We start from the raw sequence: 15,671 nt of genomic DNA on the forward strand, positions 1-15,671 counted from the left end.
GAAGGCGTTTGCAAACCTTTCAGATCGCCTTCGACGGCCGGCTCACCCGACCAAGACTGACAGTCTCCACCACCAAGATCAGCTGTCAAATTCACGTTTCCGGACTGCCGAGATCAGATGCGGTCCATACTGAATGCAGCCAACCAGGGCGGCCCGATCCTCTGGTTAATGCCTTTCTTCATTTCGCCGTGTCGATTTACAGGTCGTCGCTCACCTGTCGCGCGCGAGTCTCCACAGGTTGTCGGCACTGCCATTGTCGGAATCCTGGACGACCTGGGCACCCCAGTCGGGTGAGCCGCCGAGGATGCCCAGCAGTTTGCCGCTGTGGACGTTGCGGATCTTGTAGGTGCCGTCTCCCTGATCCAGGAGCACCCACCGGTGGTCGGCGGTGCCGTTGTCCGCCCATTGGAGAACGCGTGCGTTGTCGGCGGTGGACATGTTCTCCACGCCGAGGACCTTGTTGCTGTTGAGGTTACGGAACCTGACCGCGTTGCCGTCGGGAACGACGATCCACTTGTGGTCCGCTGTGCCGGTGTCCCCCCACTGGACGGCTAGTCCGCCGTCGGCAAGCGACATGTTCTGGATGCCAAGGACAAGGCCGGTTCCTGCGTTAACCAGCCTGTACGTGTCGGTGCCGGTGTCGCCGCCGGTGTTCCAATAGACGGTGTAGTTGTATCCGTGGGCGTCCTGAAAAGGGGCGAGGTTGACGCTCGACCCGTTCGCGGTCGCGGTGAACGCCAATGCGGTGCCGCTGGTTCTGGCGATCGACGAAACCGTCAGCGACGGCAGGGCGCTCAGGGTGCTGTTTCCATAGTTGCCGCAAAGTACCGTCGGACCGTAGGTGACCGCGGCTACGTTGGGGGTGTCGTTGGCCGGGCGGATGGTTATGCGCATGGGTAGGCGCACGGTTATGGTGTCGCCCGGCGCCCAGTTGCGGGTGACTACGGCGTAGCTTCCGGGCGTCGTAGTGACGTTCTGTATGACGCCGTTGACGGCGATGGTCGCCCCGCCGGTCCAGGCCGGGATACGCAGCCGGATGCTCCATGGGCCGCTCATCGTGCCCGAGAGGGTGAGGGTGGTGGTGTCGCTGGCCGGGTAGGTGGTGCTCTGGGTGACCGTGATGCCGCGCTGAGACCAGGTCAGCACCGACGGGACGAACAGGTTCACCGTCAGGGCGGTGCCGTTGTGGAAGTAGATGGAGTCCATCAGCTTGGTGTTGATTTCGATTCCGGTTCCCTGGCAGCACCAGAACGAGTTGTAGTCGGTGCTCCAGGTGCCGCCGCCCCAGGCCGGCCCCACGCCTCGGCGGCCACCCGGTCTCAGTGGGGTGAAGTAGGTGATGTGGCCGTGGTTGTCGGTTGGGTTCTGCGCCCCGATCAGGTGGTTGAGTAGCGCGCTCTCGTAGTAGTCGAAATAGGCGACCCGGCCGGGGTCGATGAGCCATAGCTCTCGGGTCAGTTTGAGCATGTTGTATGTGTTGCACTGCTCGCAGGTGTCGTTGTTGAGGTAGCCGGCGATGGCGTTGGGTGGTCGGAAGTGTTCGGCCTGGCTGTTTCCGCCGATGGCGTACGTATGCGCGTCGACGGTGATGTTCCAGGCGTTGGTGGCGATGTCGCGATAGCGGGTGGTGCCGGTCGCCTTGTACTCGCGGGCGGCGCCGACCCACTTGGGAACCTGGGTGTTGGCGTGTAGCCCGCTGAGCCGATCCTGGTTGGCCGCCAAGGGGTTGAACACCGCGGCGTGGTCGAACCGCTGGGCCACGGACAGCCATCGCTGGTCACCGGTCTGCTGGTGGATGTCGGTGAGCACCGCGTTCATGCCGCCGAATTCGGTGGACAGCATCGCCTGCATCTGGCTCGAGCTCAGTCGCGCGGTGCGGATGTCGACCCACCCGGCAAGCGCGAGCAGCACTGTACGGGCCTGCGTGTTGCCGATGTACCGCCACACGTCGAGCAGGCCGGCAAGAGTCTTGTGGATGCAGTAGTAGGGCACGTTGCCGTTGGTCAAGGTGCGGTTCTCGACCGCCGTGATGTCCGACTCCGGGAACCCTGACAGGTATCCGGCGGTGAACCCGGCCGCCCCGTTGTTCGCCTGGCACTTGGCCAACTCGGCGACCATGTGGTTGGCCTTGTCCCGGCACGTGGTGTCACCCAGCACCGCCCACGCCTGCGCCCAGGCGGTCAGGAAGTGTCCCTGCATGTGGGTCCGGAACGGAAACGTCGGCGCGTCCCAGCCACCGTTGGCCGCCGCGCCGTTGGTGGACAGTCGGTGGTTCGCACGGAAGTTGTAGAGCAACCGCTCGACGTCGACGAAGCGCAGGTAGTTCAGGGTGCGGGTCTGGTTGTCCAGGAACCGTCCCGCGGTCAGCCTCACCTGACCGAGATCGAAGGGGTGCGCGGAGACGCCGGTATCCGGTCGGGCGGGTGGCAGGACCGCCGCAGCGGCCGGCTGGCCACCGAGCAGCGGAGCTCCGGTCGCGGAGACGGCAGCGGTCACGCCGACGGCCTGCAGAACGCGGCGCCGACTCACGGGCAGGGACGGCATGGAACCTCCCAGGAGGCTTCGGCCAATGCGGGATGGGGCTGTGGCCACGGCCGCGTCGCGCTGGGGACGGGTCGGCGTGTGGCTCGAGACTTGTGTGAGCGTTCACATCGTGCGGGCCATAGTACGGGCGAGGGATGCAAATATTCAAGACAGTAACTTCCGAGCTTCATTCGGACATCGACTCAACATCGGAGGCAGGGCGATCACCTTCGCTGGTGACGCCCTTGATGCGACCGAAACATTGAAGTAACATCCCCTTACTTCGATGTCCGACGCTGGCAGCGTCCGGTTGTCGCGGGTGGATGGCGCCACCTGCGGCACACTGTGACCGCTAACACTGCGAGCCGAGTTGGGCGTCGATACGTGGGGTTGCCTTGCCCTGGACCGGCTTGGCGACTCGGTCCGGGCATCGTCCGTCCGCCGTGCATGCACAGCCGCTCCAGCCCACCCCGGAGCGGACGCCGGCGGTGTCGCCCCCTACTCAAGGAGAAACATGAACGAGGTCGGCATGCTCTCGTCTGCGCCTCGTCGTCGGCGGTGATGGCGGTGGCTGGCGGTGGAGCGACAGCAACGGCGCCAACCAGCAGTTCCAGCTCGCCGACTCGGCCGGCGGCTACGTCCGGTTGATCAACCGTCACCGCAACAAGGTCGTCGAGGTGCAGAACGCCTCGACCCCGGACGCGGGAACGTCGTCCAGTACACCGACTGGGGCGGCAACAACCAGCAGTGGCAACTCGTCCGCGTCGGCTGAGCCGGCCACAAGCCCCAGCCCGGACGCGGGGTCTGCTGCACCGGCAGGTGACGGGTGTAGTCACGCGGCCTGACTGGCCGGTGGGTGCATGATGGTTCCGCTTTCAACGGGGGTCAACCGGGACGGCGACCACCACCACTGTCGTCGGCGGCGTGATAGGTCCTCGATCCAGCTCACGATCGCGATCCGTAGTTGGTCGCGGCCCATCGAGCCGGCCATGCGGCGGCGGTCCAGGCCCGGACGAACTTTCTGGACCGGAACTTCAGATCCGCGGTCGGTGTGCAGAATGCAGCCGGTCAGGCCACCGCGTCTGGCAGCGGCGTTGTCCAGTGCGGCGACGGCCAGGCAGGACTTCATTCGCGAGTCGATGACCGCGGTCAGCGGTATACCTTTGCGGTCACACAGTATGTGGATCTTCGAGCCGGGCTTGCCGCGACCGACCGGGCTTGGTCCTGTGTCCCGGGTTCCGCAGTTTGTAGTTCAACGATCATCGGAATCTGGATGTGGAGCAGCGAAGATTGACGTGCGTCGAACAAGAGGCGTGTGTCTACGCCCTCTTGCCAGGATCTGATCTTGGCTACTGGGGGTCGAAGGCGGTGACCCGGGCCGGCGGCTGGACGGAAAGTGCCTGGTAGATGGCCTTGTGTTCGGGTCTCAGCGGGGTGGTCTGCACGACGGTGCCGGCGGGCCCGGCGAGGGTGACCTGGCTGATTCGTCCGAGTTGCCGGTTGATGTTTCGCCAGGTCTGGCCGGTGGCGCGTTCGGCGACGCGGATCAGCAGCAGGGCCAGCCAGCAGATGAGGACGTGGGCGCGGATGCGGTGCTCGAGGCGGTGGAACACCGGCCGCAGCAGCAGTTGCGACTTCAGGTCGCGGAACCCGCGCTCGGCCTCGAGGAGGTTCTTGTAGCCCAGCGCGACGTCCTCGGCGCTGATGTGCGGGTCGGAGGTGGCGATGAGGTACTTGCCATCGAGGCGTTCCTCGGCCTTGACCTTGGCCTTGTTGACCTTCAGTCGTCCGTTGGGCTGCTGGACGAGCCACCGGCCCAGGGTCGGGTGGTCGCGCAGGGCGCACTCGGCGCGGGCGTGCGCCGCCTCGTTCTTCTTACGGGCCTTGTCTGCGACGGGTCGTCTGGCGTCGCGTTCGCGCTGGTCACGGATGCGTTCGAGTTCGGCTTCGACGCGGGCGATCGCGTCGTCGCGGTGCTGCTTGTCACGCATCGCCTGGTCGGGGTTGTGGCAGATGACGAACCGCACGTCGGATCCGTCGATGCGTACTTCCTTGACGCGCAGGTTGTCCTTGACCTGCTGGTAGCGGCCCTGGCGGGCCAGGACCCGCTCGACGAGGGGGTTGCCGTCACGCATGCGCATCCCGGCGATGTAGTGCCCGTCGGCGCGGCGCAGGTAGGCCAGGTTGTCCGCGCTGGAGAACCCGCGGTCGACCACGGTGATCACGCGTCCGAGCTTCCAGTCGCGCATGTCGTCGCGAACCTCGGCCAGCACGGCCTGGTCATTGCTGTTGCCGGGCCAGCACCAGCACCGCACCGGGATGCCTTCCTTGGTCACGGCCAGGCCGATGACGATCTGCGGCAGATCCGAGCGGTGGTCCTTGGAGTGCCCGAACCGGCGAAACGCATCGTCGCCGTCGTCTTCGGTGTCGCGTTCGAAGTAGGTGCTGGTGGTGTCGAAGAACAACAGGTCGACTTCAAGGTTGAACAGGTTGGCCACGGCGAAGAACACCGCCTCCTGCACCCGGCCGCAGGTATCGGCGTCGATGAGCAGGTCCATCGCCCGGTACGCGTGGTCGTCGTCCATACCGGTCAGGCCCGGGATGACCGTGTCCTGCCCGGCCCACTCGGCGGCCGACAGCTTGCTCATCGGCGCCACAGCTCGGTTGGCGACCAGCGCGAACAGCACCCGTTCCATGTTCGTGGTGAACCTACGCGCGTCCGCAGCCGCCCGCACCGCCGCGCCGACGTCGAGGCGCCGCCACAACCCGTCGAGCAGCCATGTCGACCCGATCGACCGTGCGTCGACGACGTCGAGAGGTCCCGCTCCGGCCGCCAGGCCCGCTTCCGCACCCGCGCCGTCTTCGCCGAAGTGCTTGTCGATCGACGCGGCGAGCCGGCGCAGCCCTTCGACGTCGACCCGGTCGACGCGGCCCAGATTCATAAGCACATCAGGCTTGATCTTGCCGTCCACGCGCCGGTTGTGTGCCAACGCGACGTAGCGCACCACGCTGCCGTCGGCGTTGGTCCGCGAGGTGAACCGCAGATACATGACTACGAAGAAACCACATCACCACTGGCAGAACAAGATGTGAATCTCAGGTCGTGTTACTACACTTTCGGATCCGCCGGCCCAGTCCGAGGCATCTGCGAGCCCGTGACCAGCATCGACCCCGACCCGATCATGCTTGTGTTCCTACGAACTGCGGAACTCGGGTGTGTCGTCGCCCCTATTTGCGCGCGGACGCCGATCGAGTCGACGAGCGCCCTGGACCGGTCGATCTCGCTGACGATGCCAAATGCACACGTTCTCCAGCAGGGCGTGGCGCGAATGATCGCAACAAGACGTCACGGGTGCCGGCAGCGTCGCCGGGCCGCGGCCACTCGGCCCGGCAACGCCTCGGCAGTGAGTCTCAGATCGCTACAGGCTGCGGCATTGTCCTGACTTCGGACCGGTGGCGGTGTTGGTGGAGCCGTTGTTCACCGGCGGCGGGGTGTTGTTGCTGCACGCCAGTGGGCCCGTGATCGAGTTGCCTGCGATGACGTTCCATCCCAGTGTCCCGGTCACCGTCACCGGGCCGGTGATCGTATTCCGACCACAGCCGAGCACCGGGTTACCGAGCGTCACCGACGAGCCCTCGGAAAGGCTCACGGGGCCACTGATCCGGCTGTCGCAGACAACCACCGCCTTCGCGTCGACCGCCCGTACCGGACCGGCGATAGTCGCCTGGTCGACCTGTAGCGACGCACCGGCACGTACCGACACCGGACCGGACACCGTCGCTCCGTCCAGGCACGTCACGCCTTCGGTCACGGTCAGCGGCCCGGCATGCCGTCCGGTTATCGCCCGGTCACAGTCGAGGGCGGCGTATGCCCTGATGACGTCGACCACCGCTGTCACGGATCCGAACCCGGTCAGGCCGTGGATGGTGAGCCGGCCGGCCGTGTCGGTGGCGCCGGCGGGCACCGAGTCCCATTCAACCGGGGTTGGCCGGTTCGAACCATCCGCTGTGGTCAGCACCTGCACCGACTCGGGCAGCACGACGTCGTCACCAATCAGTACGGCCGAATAGACCGTGTCCTCCACCACGTGGGTTGCGTGACTCTTGTTGAAGACGTCGATCGACGCGTTCGGTTCCCAGGTGCGCGTCATTCCGGGTACGGGGCTGAACAGGGACTGCCACCTTGCGGGCTCCCACGCCAGAACTCCCAGTCCCTGGTTGTTCGGGATGTCGTTGGCGATCTGGAACACGCGCTGGAGGGCGTCCGCCTGGCCCTGGACGGTCCGCGGGTACGGCGAGTTGGGCATCGGGGTTCCGTCGCCGCCCGACGCCGGGTACGAAGTCTCGGCGATGTCGATCTTGTAGCCCGGGTGTGCCGCTGCCACGGCGTTGACGTTGAACTCGTAGTGGTCCGGCGATCCGTGGTACTGCGGGTAGTACGAGTGAGCGAGGACGTCCGGGTCGGCGCCCTTGGCGTTCACGCGGGTGAGGTACTGGTTCCAGAACTCCAGTGTCCTGTCGAGCTGGCCGTTGTCGATGATGATGTGGGTCTCGACGGCGATGTTCTTGCCCTGGGCTGCTGACACGTCACGGACCGCACGGATCCCCGCGGCGGACAGTGTGGTGAACCGGTCCCACGCCTCGTCGTACAGTTGCCGTTCGGCGGGGTCGTCGGAACGCCAGTAGTTCCAGAGCAGGCCACCGCCGGGCTTCGACTGATAGATGTCAGCCTGGTTCCGGAAGTACGCCGGGTTGGTGGCACCGATGTGGGCGTTCTCGCTGCCGTACATGAAGCCATTCAGGATCTCGTTGCCGATGGCCACCTTGTCCGGCGTGGTGCCCTGCTCGATCAACTGCTCGATGGAGTCGTAGGTGTAGTCGTAGACCGCTTGGGTCAGGTCGTCGAACTCCAGCTCCGCCCACGCCCGAGGCTTCGGCTGCTTCACGGGGTCGGCCCACGAGTCCGCATAGTGGAAGTCAATGCCCAGCCCCATGTCCCGCTCGGCCTTGATCCACTTGGCTACTTCGCGCGTTCGTTCCGGACCCTGGTACGGAATAGCCTGCACGGCCCCGTTGCTCTCGTTACGCGGCTCGTTGAAGACACGCAACCGGATGTACTCGAAGCCACGGTCCTTCAACACGTCCAGCAGGTGAGGTCCCGCGCCCCGGTCATCCGCGAGCGGACTCACCCAGTAGTTCCGCCCTTCCGCGACGTCATTGTCGACCCAGGAGGCGTCGCCGCCGAGAACAAGGTCGTCGCGCAGGTAGTTGTAGACGCTGAGTTCACTGACGCCCACGGCCGCTCCGGGCGAGGCACCCTTCACCGTCACCCGGACGTATCTCGTGCCGGGCTGGGTGAAGAGGTCGACCGACCCTCGCGCGGGCTCGTGGTTGGCCGAGTGGTCGGCGATGACCGTCCAGTTGTCACCATCCCCAGACGACTCGATGGCGTATTGATAGACCGCCCCGGAGTCCGGGAAGAGAACCCTGACCTTCCTGACGTTGTCGTACGCACCGCCGAGATCGAGGGTCAACCACTGGCTGGTCGACATGTCCTCGGCGATCCACGCGGTCTGGTCGTCCTGGTCGATCGCGAGGTTCGCGGTGGATGCGCCACTGCTGACCTCGACGCTCGCCCATGACTTCGCGCCGATGTTGCTCTCGATCGGCGAGATCTCAGCCTCACCGGAGAGCGCGGAAGCCGGGACGACCGGCCCAAGAACTGCCACACCGCAAGCCATCGCGACTGCGGCCGTGAAGCCTAGTGTCCTCCGGATGGGACGCTTGCGCGTCATTCTTGCTCCTCATCTTTTGCCGCTGATCGAAAAGAGGACCGCCGCGACCCGGCGAGATTCTCGAGCGGATCTGGACAGCCCAACTGTTCGGCACTGGCCGGGGTCGGTCAGGGCCGCCATCTCGCTCCCGCCCTCCCCGAGGGTCGCCCAGGTAGAGAAGGAGCACTTCCCGCCTTTGGTGCTTCCGGGGCCAACGCCTGCGGACGGCCCGACGCAGGACGTCCAAGCCCGTCGCTCCGAAGACGTGGCGTGAGCATCTCCAACGTGAGATTTCTCAGTCGTGAAACGTTTTAACGCCCCAAGTATGGTAAGACCATTCACGGATGTCAACAGCGCGTTTCAGAACGTTTCGGACAATCCCGCCCACTCCCTGCCGCCTAGGGGAACATCGGAGGGGCTAGCGCCGAAGGAAGCACCGCGTTACACCCTGATTCGACCAGCAGCGACGCGATCGGTCATCGCAATACTTGAAACGTTATTTGCAGCGTCGCGGTGCGGGCACTGACGTGGGTGGGGCCGTCACCCGGGCAACGACGCCCACAGCCTCGCAATGGTCCTCCGCGGCGCGCGTTTGCATCTCCGGTTGGCAGCCCGGCACTCACAGACGGCGACGGCGGGAGTGACTGGGCCCCGTTTGGTGGTCCACCGGCTATGAGAGCGGTGGTTGCCGGTTGGTGGAGCCGGCGCCGGACGACGTTGCGCCGACCGGTGCTGCCCGACCAGCCGGCACGCCCTGCGTTCGGACACCCCGAACCGCTGCCGCAACACCGTCACCGCCAGGCGGCGGCGCCGCGGGCTCACCAGTTTCCCCGGTTCAACTCCTTGAGCATGTCGATATCCAGGAGCTGATCGGCGACGATCCTCTTCAACCGGGCGTTCTCCCGTTCCAGATCCTTCAGCCGCTTGGCGTCGTCGGCCTTCATCCCGCCGTACTGCGCGACCCACCGGTGCCAGGTCGCCTCGGAGACCTCCAACTGCTTACACACCTCCGGCAGGGCCGAGCCCTGGCCGATCAGCTTCTCGCCCTCACGCAGCTTGCGGATGATCTGCTCCGGTGTGTGCCGTCGTCGGGTACCCATCGTGATGATTCCTCCCAGCCCCATCATGGGGCATCGGACTCTCACAACAGGTGGACCACTTCACGGGGACCCAGTCAGCCGTTCGACGCGGTCAAGAACACCCCCAAAGAGAGGGTCGACCTACTGGCGCGCGAACTGCTCAACGCTGCGCACGAAACCATCCGGAAGCACAAGGTCACCTACGACGAGTTCAACGCGCTCAAGGCATGGCTGATCCAGGTCGGCAAGGACGGCGAATGGCCGTTGTTCCTCGACGTCTGGCTCGAGCACGTCGTCGAGGATGTCGCCACCGCTCACAGGGCCGGCAGCAAGGGCAGCATCGAAGGTCCGTACTACGTGCCGAACGCCCCCGAACAAGGCGCGGACGGTGCCGTGCCAATGCGCACGAACGAGCGCGGCACAACGTTGCTGTGGGAAGGCACGATCACCTCCACCGACGGAACCGCCCTCGCCGGCGCGACAGTCGAACTGTGGCAGGCCGACGCCGACGGCCTCTACTCACAGTTCGCGCCGGGCATTCCCGAGTGGAACCTGCGCGGCACCTTCACCGTCGGCGTCGACGGCAGGTTCCGGATCCGCACCATCGAGCCGGCGCCGTACCAGATCCCCACAGACGGCTCCTGTGGCAAGTTGATCGCTGCCGCCGGCTGGCACGCCTGGCGCCCGGCCCACCTGCACGTGAAGGTCTCCGCGCCTGGCCACGAGTTGGTGACCGCGCAGCTCTACTTCCCCGGTGACCCACACAACGACGACGACATCGCCAACGCGGTCAAGTCGGAGCTGATACTCACACGGCGCGACGGCGGACGCGCTGTCGAATACGGCTTCGTGCTCGACCCTGCCTGATGCTGTTTCACGTACGGATGGACGTCCGACTCCCCCACGATCTCGCCCCGGAGGCCCGGGCCGAGATCGTGGCCAGGGAGAAGGCGTACTCCCAGGAGTTGCAGCGGGCCGGCAAGTGAGCTCACATTTGGCGAATCGCCGGCAAATACTCAAACTTCTCGGTCTTCAACGTGGAAAGCAACGACGAACTCCACACGATCCTGTCCGGCCTGCCCCTCTTTCCCTACATGGACATACAGGTCACGGCACTCGCCACCCACCCCTCGGACATCGCAGCCTGTCACGAGGATGGGTAGCGGCGGCCGCCGCCAGTTTGGACGCGGTCTGTGATCCTCCTGCCGCCCACCACAACGGGATTGCACCAACGACGGTCCTCTCGTGTCGGAGCCGCCGTACAAAGCCCTGCGGAGTCGACTCCGCAGGGCTTTGTACGCCCCACCCGGTCAGGGCGTGTACAGATCAACGGCTGATCGACCGACCTGGGAGAGACGCCAGATGACGGCGGAGATCACCTCGGGCAGGAACCGGCCGGCGAGTCGGGCTGCTCAAGCGGCTGACGAAGGCGGTCCTGGAGAGCGCGCTGAATGAGGAGGTTACCGAGCACCTCGGCTACGACAAGCGCGGCGCGGCCGGTGCCGGTCGGGGCAACGTCCGCAACGGGACCCGGTCGAAGACGGTGCTGACCGAGGCCGACGGGGCGGAACGGATCGACGTGCCGCAGGATCGGGCTGGCACCTTCGAACCGCGGATCGTGCGCAAGCGGCAGCGGCGCCGCCGTCCGCGCCCGGCCAGGCCGTGCACTCAGTCCGTCCACACCGATCGGCGCGCATGCCGCGGCAGCGGCGGTGCCGGGGACGACCGTCTCGTTGTGGTGGTAGATGCACTGGTCGGCCGGAATGCTCGGCTCGATGTGTTTGCCGGTCACCGCTGCTCCCCTCGTCGCCGAGGCCGGTGAGGCTGACGGAACTCGCCCACCCGGTCAGGAACTCAGTCGGAACGGCGACGCAGGTCAGCGGGGATACGCGGCTCGACTGCACGACGGCAGGTGTGACGCTGCCCGCGAGAGGGCCGCGTCACACCTGTCCTGATCGCGTCGGCCAAGGCCATGCCCGCCGAGAGCGCGAATCCGTCGTACTGCCGAGATCAATCCTCGGCGACGGCCTTGCGGATCGCGTCGCGGGATTCGGTCACCTGCCGGCGCAGCTCGTCCATGTCCACGCCGACAAGTTGCCCGTTCCGCTTGCGCACCTGGCCGGCCACCACGACGGTCTCGATGTTGCGGGCGTCGGCCCCGAGCACCAGCGTGCCGACCGCGTCGTTGAGCGGCATCGTGTTGATGTCGTCGGCGGCGACGACCAGCAGGTCCGCCTGCTTGCCGGGGGTGAGGGCCCCGGTGACGTCACCGAGTCCATTGGTCCGGGCGCCCTGCGCCGTGGCGAAGTCCAGCACGTCGCGTGAGGTGATCCGGTCCGGCGTGGTGTCCGTGCCGTACGCGGCGTTCACCGCACGCATCCGCTGGATCGCGTGCAGGGTACGCATCTGCGTGAACATGTCGCTGGCCAGCGCCACCTCCACGTCGATGCTGAGTCCGGGCCGGATACCGACGGCCAGCGCCTCGTCGATCGCGGGTACCGCCGTCTCCAGGCCGATCTGCGCCTCGGAGGTCGGTGCCAGCGACACGGTGACCCCCGCGTCGCCCATCGCCTGCCACGCCTGCGAGGTGAGGCCGGTGGCGTGGATCAGGGTCAGGTCCGGGCCGAGCAGCCCGTCGGCGGCCCAGCGCAGGATCGCCGCCGACGACGGCATACCGAACACCGCGTCCACGCTGACACCGAGGTCGAGATCGCGCGCGACGGCCGCCAGCTCCGGCCCGTAGGCCAGGGCCGGGCCGGCGATCTCGTCGGTGGCCAACGCCGCCAGGCGCAGGGTCACCAGCCCGCCGTTCGTCCCCTGGTACGCCCCGCACAACCGGGCCAGGTCGCCGGGCCACTGGCGGTCCCACTCACCGAAGTGCGGCCCCATCGACGCGTGTACGCCCCGGATGCCGGTGTCGACCAGCGCCCGGATCGCCGCGTCCGAGTGCGCCGCCGTACGGGAGTTGTGCGAGAAGTCGAGCATCGTGGTGATGCCGGCGTCGAGGGCGGTGAGCGCGGCGAGCCGGGTGCCGACGTACATGTCGTGCGGCGTGTACGCGGGCGCGATCCCGGCCAGCGTCGACTTCACGTACGCCTCCAGGTCGGTCACGTCCGGGATGCTGCGGCGCATCTGCGCCTGCCAGGCGTGCCGATGCGTGTCGACGAATCCGGGGCTGACGATCCGGCCGGTCGTGTCGACCACGGTCGCGCCCGCCGCCTCCGGATGCGACCGCAGGTCCGGGCCAACCGCGACGATCCGGTCCGCACGGATCAGCACGTCACCCCGTTCCAGGTCGCCGATGGCCGGGTCCATGGTGACGACCGTGCCGCCGCTGAACAACATCATCGGGCTCCCCCTTCGCTGTCTGCGCTCACCGGCGGCGCAGGACGTAACCGGCGTGGTGAAGGACCCCGTCGACGAACCGGCCGTACGCCCAGAAACCCAGGTCGTCGCGGTAGACGATCCGGTCGCCGTCGATCCAGAACGCCCCCTGGTACGCGTGCGGCCGACCGCCCCGCGTCTCGTCGTACCGGCCGTCGGCGGTGAGTTCCTGGTGCAGGAAACCGGTCTCGTCGATCCACATGCCCAGGTAGGGGCTCTCGACCGACCTCGGCCCCGGCTGGGGCTCGATCGGAGCGGGCGTGAGTCGGCGGCCGTTGACCTGCGCGATCTCGCCGTCGACGACGATCGCGGCGGCCTGCTCCGGACGCCAGACGATCATCTCCAGCACGGACCTGCCGGAGGTCGGGCCGGCGACCAGGGCGAAGGTGGCCGGGTTTCCGGGAGTGAGCGCGCCGACCCGGTCGGCCGGACGAACACGCAGGCCGGCGACGGCGACACCGTCGACCACCGCGGGCACGATGGCCAGACCGGTGCAGTCGACCACGATCGCGCCGTCGTCCTCGGCCGCGGTGTGCAGGCCGGTGCCGACCGCGACGATCTCGTTCGTGCCGATCAACAGGTCGGCGGCGGGGAAGTCACCGATCACCGGGTCGAGCGTGTGGATGGCGGCGTTGACGAACATCAGTGGCCGGTGCCGGTCGCCGGTGTTCCCGGCGATCTCCGCCAGTACCGCCTCGTCGAGCAGCAGGCTGCTCATGGCGTACCTCCTGGGGTTGGGGTTCGTGCTCCCACCGTCACCGGCGGCGGAGTCGGCAGCCAGGCCGGACCGAACCAGGGTGTGACGCACCCTGCCTGGCCGGAGCCCGCACGGTTACCGTTGGTGGCATGCCGACGACCGCGCTCGGGGCGTTCCTCACCGCCCGACGCGCCCGGTTGACCCCGGGCGCCGTCGGCCTCGTCTCCAGTGGCACCCGGCGCGTCGCCGGGCTGCGGCGCGAAGAGGTCGCGGTGCTGGCCGGGGTGAGCGTCGACTACTACACCCGGCTCGAACAGGGCCGCGAGCGCAACCCGTCGTCGTCGGTGCTGGCCGCCGTGGCCCGGGCGCTCGACCTCGGGCCGGACGCCCACGACCACCTCTTCCGGCTGGCCGGGCTCTCGCCCGGCAGCGCGCCGACCCCCGCTCGACCACAGGTCGGGCAGAGCCTGCGCGAACTGCTCGACGCCTGGCCGGACACCCCGGCCGTGGTCATCGACCGGCGACTCGACCTGCTGGCCGGCAACGCGCTGGCCGACGCGTTCTACGCGGACTTCACCGAAGCGGACAACCTCGTCCGGATGACCTTCCTCGACCCGGCCGGTACGACGTTCTTCGCCGACTGGCGTCGCGCCGCCGAGGCGTGCGTGGCGAACCTGCGCCTGGCCCTCGGCCATGACCCGCACGACCGGCGGGCGCGGGAACTGGTCGAGGAGATGGGCGCCGCGAGCGCGGAGTTCCGCAGGCTGTGGGGGCGGCACGACGTGCAGGGCAAGACGCACGAGGCGAAGACGTTCCGGCACGGTGCGGTGGGCGAACTGACGCTGTCGTACCACGCGTTCGACGTACGGGACGCGCCCGGCCAGCAGTTGATCGTGTACCGGGCGGAGCCGCACAGCCGCAGCGCCGAGGCACTGCGACTGCTGGGCACCCTGGCCGTCAGTCGCTGGCTCCGCTGACCCCGGGCTCGTACCGCCGATTCAGGGAAGCTCGACGCGCTCGATGAGCTCCCGCACCGCGATCATGTCCAGGAAGGCGTGGCAACGCACCACCTTGCCGCCTCGCATCTGCCAGATCCAGCAGTACTCGTTGTGGTAGTCGGCGCCGTCGGTGGCCGTCGCGTCACCCTCGAACCGGATGATCACGGTGTCACCGTCGGTCCACATGTCCTTGATCGTCATCCTGAGGATCGACGCCAGCCGGTCCAGGATCGGTGCCGACCCCTCCGCCAGGAACTCGGCCTTGGAGGTGTAGGTGCGGCCGTTGACGATCGTCCATCGGACGTCGTCGTGGAGGATCTCGTAGATGTCGCCACCCGCGTTCTGCCGCGCGAAGGCGCGCAACACCGCGGCCCGGTTGCGGCCCTCCTCGCCCGGCTTCCCGGGGCCGCGCCCGCCGGCCCGCTCGGCCGGGGCCGCCGAGGCCGCGCCAGCCCCGGCCAGGGCTGTCAGTCCACCGGCGACTCCTGCGGTCAGGAGCACCCGCCGGCTGTGCTGCGTGGCACTGTCCTTCATCATCGTTCCTCCCTAGCTTGCCGATGCGCGTCGCTGCCCTCGCGGTAGAAGACGTATCCCGCGTGGTGCAGCACGTCCCCGTCGAAGGTGCCGTCCGCGCTGAATCCGGTGTCGTCGACGTACTCGATCCGGGTCCCGACGACCTGGTAGGAACCCGTGTAGGCGCTCTCCCGCCCGCCACGGGCCTCGTCGTACCGGCCGTTCGCCAGCAGCATCTGCCGAATGTGACCGTCGGCCGTCACCCACATCCCGACGTACGGGTGCGGCGACACGTCACCGGCCCCCGCCGGTGGCGTCGCAGTCTGTGCGGCAGTCGCCGAAGGCGTGGACGCCGGACCGCCGTGCGGCGCCGCGTCGTCGGAAGCGGCACCACCGCTGCCTGCCCCGGCGGAACAACCCGCGAGCAACAGGACGCCGCACGCCGCGCTGAACAGAGCCCCTGGTCTCGAATTCGCCATGTCGACCACGGTAGGTATCCCGTCCGCCGACAGCCTGGTCCCAGTACTCCCAGGAAGAGGCCACCCTGCGTGCTCACCGCACACCCTGGCCAGGCCAGTGCCGCCCAGTGGGTCTTCCGGAGGGCCCTGGCAAGTCGTGACGGTGCCTGACTGTGGGGCTTGGGGTAGAAGCGCGGTTGTTGGTGGCGGCAGGACGGGCATGACCGGCTCAGATGATCATCACG

9 protein-coding genes and 4 pseudogenes are annotated in these 15,671 nt (G+C 67.4%); 5 read left to right on the top strand and 8 right to left on the bottom strand.

Annotated features, from left to right (window positions below; translation table 11 throughout):
* Positions 1-210: 210 nt before the first annotated feature.
* On the bottom strand, positions 211-2,544 hold the full coding sequence (locus tag QCD66_RS23695; protein WP_375734584.1) for a beta-L-arabinofuranosidase domain-containing protein: 2,334 nt from the start codon (positions 2,542-2,544) through the stop codon (positions 211-213).
* 554 nt (positions 2,545-3,098) lie between these two features.
* On the opposite strand from QCD66_RS23695, the pseudogene QCD66_RS23700 reads away from it, so the two are divergent.
* Positions 3,099-3,289: pseudogene (locus tag QCD66_RS23700) on the top strand (RICIN domain-containing protein); the annotation flags it as partial.
* A gap of 583 nt (positions 3,290-3,872) precedes the next feature.
* On the opposite strand, the gene QCD66_RS23705 reads toward QCD66_RS23700, so the two are convergent.
* From QCD66_RS23705 to QCD66_RS23715, 3 genes and pseudogenes are all read right to left on the bottom strand, one after another.
* Positions 3,873-5,573, bottom strand: a complete 1,701-nt coding sequence (locus QCD66_RS23705) for an IS1634 family transposase (RefSeq protein WP_407566785.1) — start codon at positions 5,571-5,573, stop codon at positions 3,873-3,875.
* A gap of 369 nt (positions 5,574-5,942) precedes the next feature.
* On the bottom strand, positions 5,943-8,318 hold the full coding sequence (locus tag QCD66_RS23710) for a glycosyl hydrolase 53 family protein (RefSeq protein WP_375736824.1): 2,376 nt from the start codon (positions 8,316-8,318) through the stop codon (positions 5,943-5,945).
* Between the two features lie 678 nt (positions 8,319-8,996).
* A pseudogene (locus tag QCD66_RS23715) lies at positions 8,997-9,403 on the bottom strand (transposase); the annotation flags it as partial.
* Here QCD66_RS23715 and catA point away from each other — a divergent pair.
* The 3 genes and pseudogenes from catA to QCD66_RS23730 all read left to right on the top strand — a co-directional run.
* Positions 9,377-10,243 carry a catechol 1,2-dioxygenase gene (gene catA, locus QCD66_RS23720; RefSeq protein ID WP_375736825.1) on the top strand — a complete coding sequence of 289 codons (867 nt, stop codon included), beginning with the start codon at positions 9,377-9,379 and terminating at the stop codon, positions 10,241-10,243. The pseudogene QCD66_RS23715 and the gene catA overlap by 27 nt on opposite strands.
* Positions 10,243-10,539, top strand: a pseudogene (catC, locus tag QCD66_RS23725) (muconolactone Delta-isomerase). Before catA ends, catC begins: the two are co-directional and overlap by 1 nt.
* 242 nt (positions 10,540-10,781) lie before the next feature.
* Positions 10,782-11,015 (top strand): annotated as a pseudogene (locus QCD66_RS23730) (transposase); the annotation flags it as partial.
* A gap of 371 nt (positions 11,016-11,386) precedes the next feature.
* On the opposite strand, the gene QCD66_RS23735 reads toward QCD66_RS23730, so the two are convergent.
* Positions 11,387-12,724, bottom strand: coding sequence for an amidohydrolase family protein (locus tag QCD66_RS23735; protein ID WP_375736826.1), 1,338 nt, complete (start codon positions 12,722-12,724; stop codon positions 11,387-11,389).
* Between the two features lie 25 nt (positions 12,725-12,749).
* A complete protein-coding gene (locus QCD66_RS23740) occupies positions 12,750-13,478 on the bottom strand; it encodes an Atu4866 domain-containing protein (RefSeq protein WP_375736827.1) in 729 nt (242 codons plus the stop codon).
* Between the two features lie 128 nt (positions 13,479-13,606).
* On the opposite strand from QCD66_RS23740, the gene QCD66_RS23745 reads away from it, so the two are divergent.
* Entirely contained in the window at positions 13,607-14,434 is an 828-nt protein-coding gene (locus QCD66_RS23745; RefSeq protein WP_375736828.1) for a helix-turn-helix domain-containing protein, read from the top strand.
* Between the two features lie 21 nt (positions 14,435-14,455).
* Here QCD66_RS23745 and QCD66_RS23750 read toward each other — a convergent pair whose 3' ends face one another.
* Positions 14,456-14,992 carry a nuclear transport factor 2 family protein gene (locus QCD66_RS23750; protein WP_375736829.1) on the bottom strand — a complete coding sequence of 179 codons (537 nt, stop codon included), beginning with the start codon at positions 14,990-14,992 and terminating at the stop codon, positions 14,456-14,458.
* The gene (locus tag QCD66_RS23755) at positions 14,989-15,648 is read right to left on the bottom strand and encodes an Atu4866 domain-containing protein (RefSeq protein ID WP_375736830.1); all 660 of its coding nucleotides are present in this window, start codon (positions 15,646-15,648) and stop codon (positions 14,989-14,991) included. Before QCD66_RS23755 ends, QCD66_RS23750 begins: the two co-directional genes overlap by 4 nt.
* Positions 15,649-15,671 lie beyond the last annotated feature (23 nt).

The sequence above is a fragment of the Polymorphospora sp. A560 genome (assembly GCF_045781765.1).
GTDB lineage: Bacteria > Actinomycetota > Actinomycetes > Mycobacteriales > Micromonosporaceae > Polymorphospora > Polymorphospora lycopeni.

Bases quoted from the DNA above. Each gene is read 5' to 3' on its own strand.
- QCD66_RS23695 (WP_375734584.1), bottom strand. From the start codon at position 2,544: ATGCCGTCCCTGCCCGTGAGTCGGCGCCGCGTTCTGCAGGCCGTCGGC.
- QCD66_RS23705 (WP_407566785.1), bottom strand. From the start codon at position 5,573: ATGTATCTGCGGTTCACCTCGCGGACCAACGCCGACGGCAGCGTGGTG.
- QCD66_RS23710 (WP_375736824.1), bottom strand. From the start codon at position 8,318: ATGACGCGCAAGCGTCCCATCCGGAGGACACTAGGCTTCACGGCCGCA.
- QCD66_RS23735 (WP_375736826.1), bottom strand. From the start codon at position 12,724: ATGATGTTGTTCAGCGGCGGCACGGTCGTCACCATGGACCCGGCCATC.
- QCD66_RS23740 (WP_375736827.1), bottom strand. From the start codon at position 13,478: ATGAGCAGCCTGCTGCTCGACGAGGCGGTACTGGCGGAGATCGCCGGG.
- QCD66_RS23745 (WP_375736828.1), top strand. From the start codon at position 13,607: ATGCCGACGACCGCGCTCGGGGCGTTCCTCACCGCCCGACGCGCCCGG.
- QCD66_RS23750 (WP_375736829.1), bottom strand. From the start codon at position 14,992: ATGATGAAGGACAGTGCCACGCAGCACAGCCGGCGGGTGCTCCTGACC.
- QCD66_RS23755 (WP_375736830.1), bottom strand. From the start codon at position 15,648: ATGCCCGTCCTGCCGCCACCAACAACCGCGCTTCTACCCCAAGCCCCA.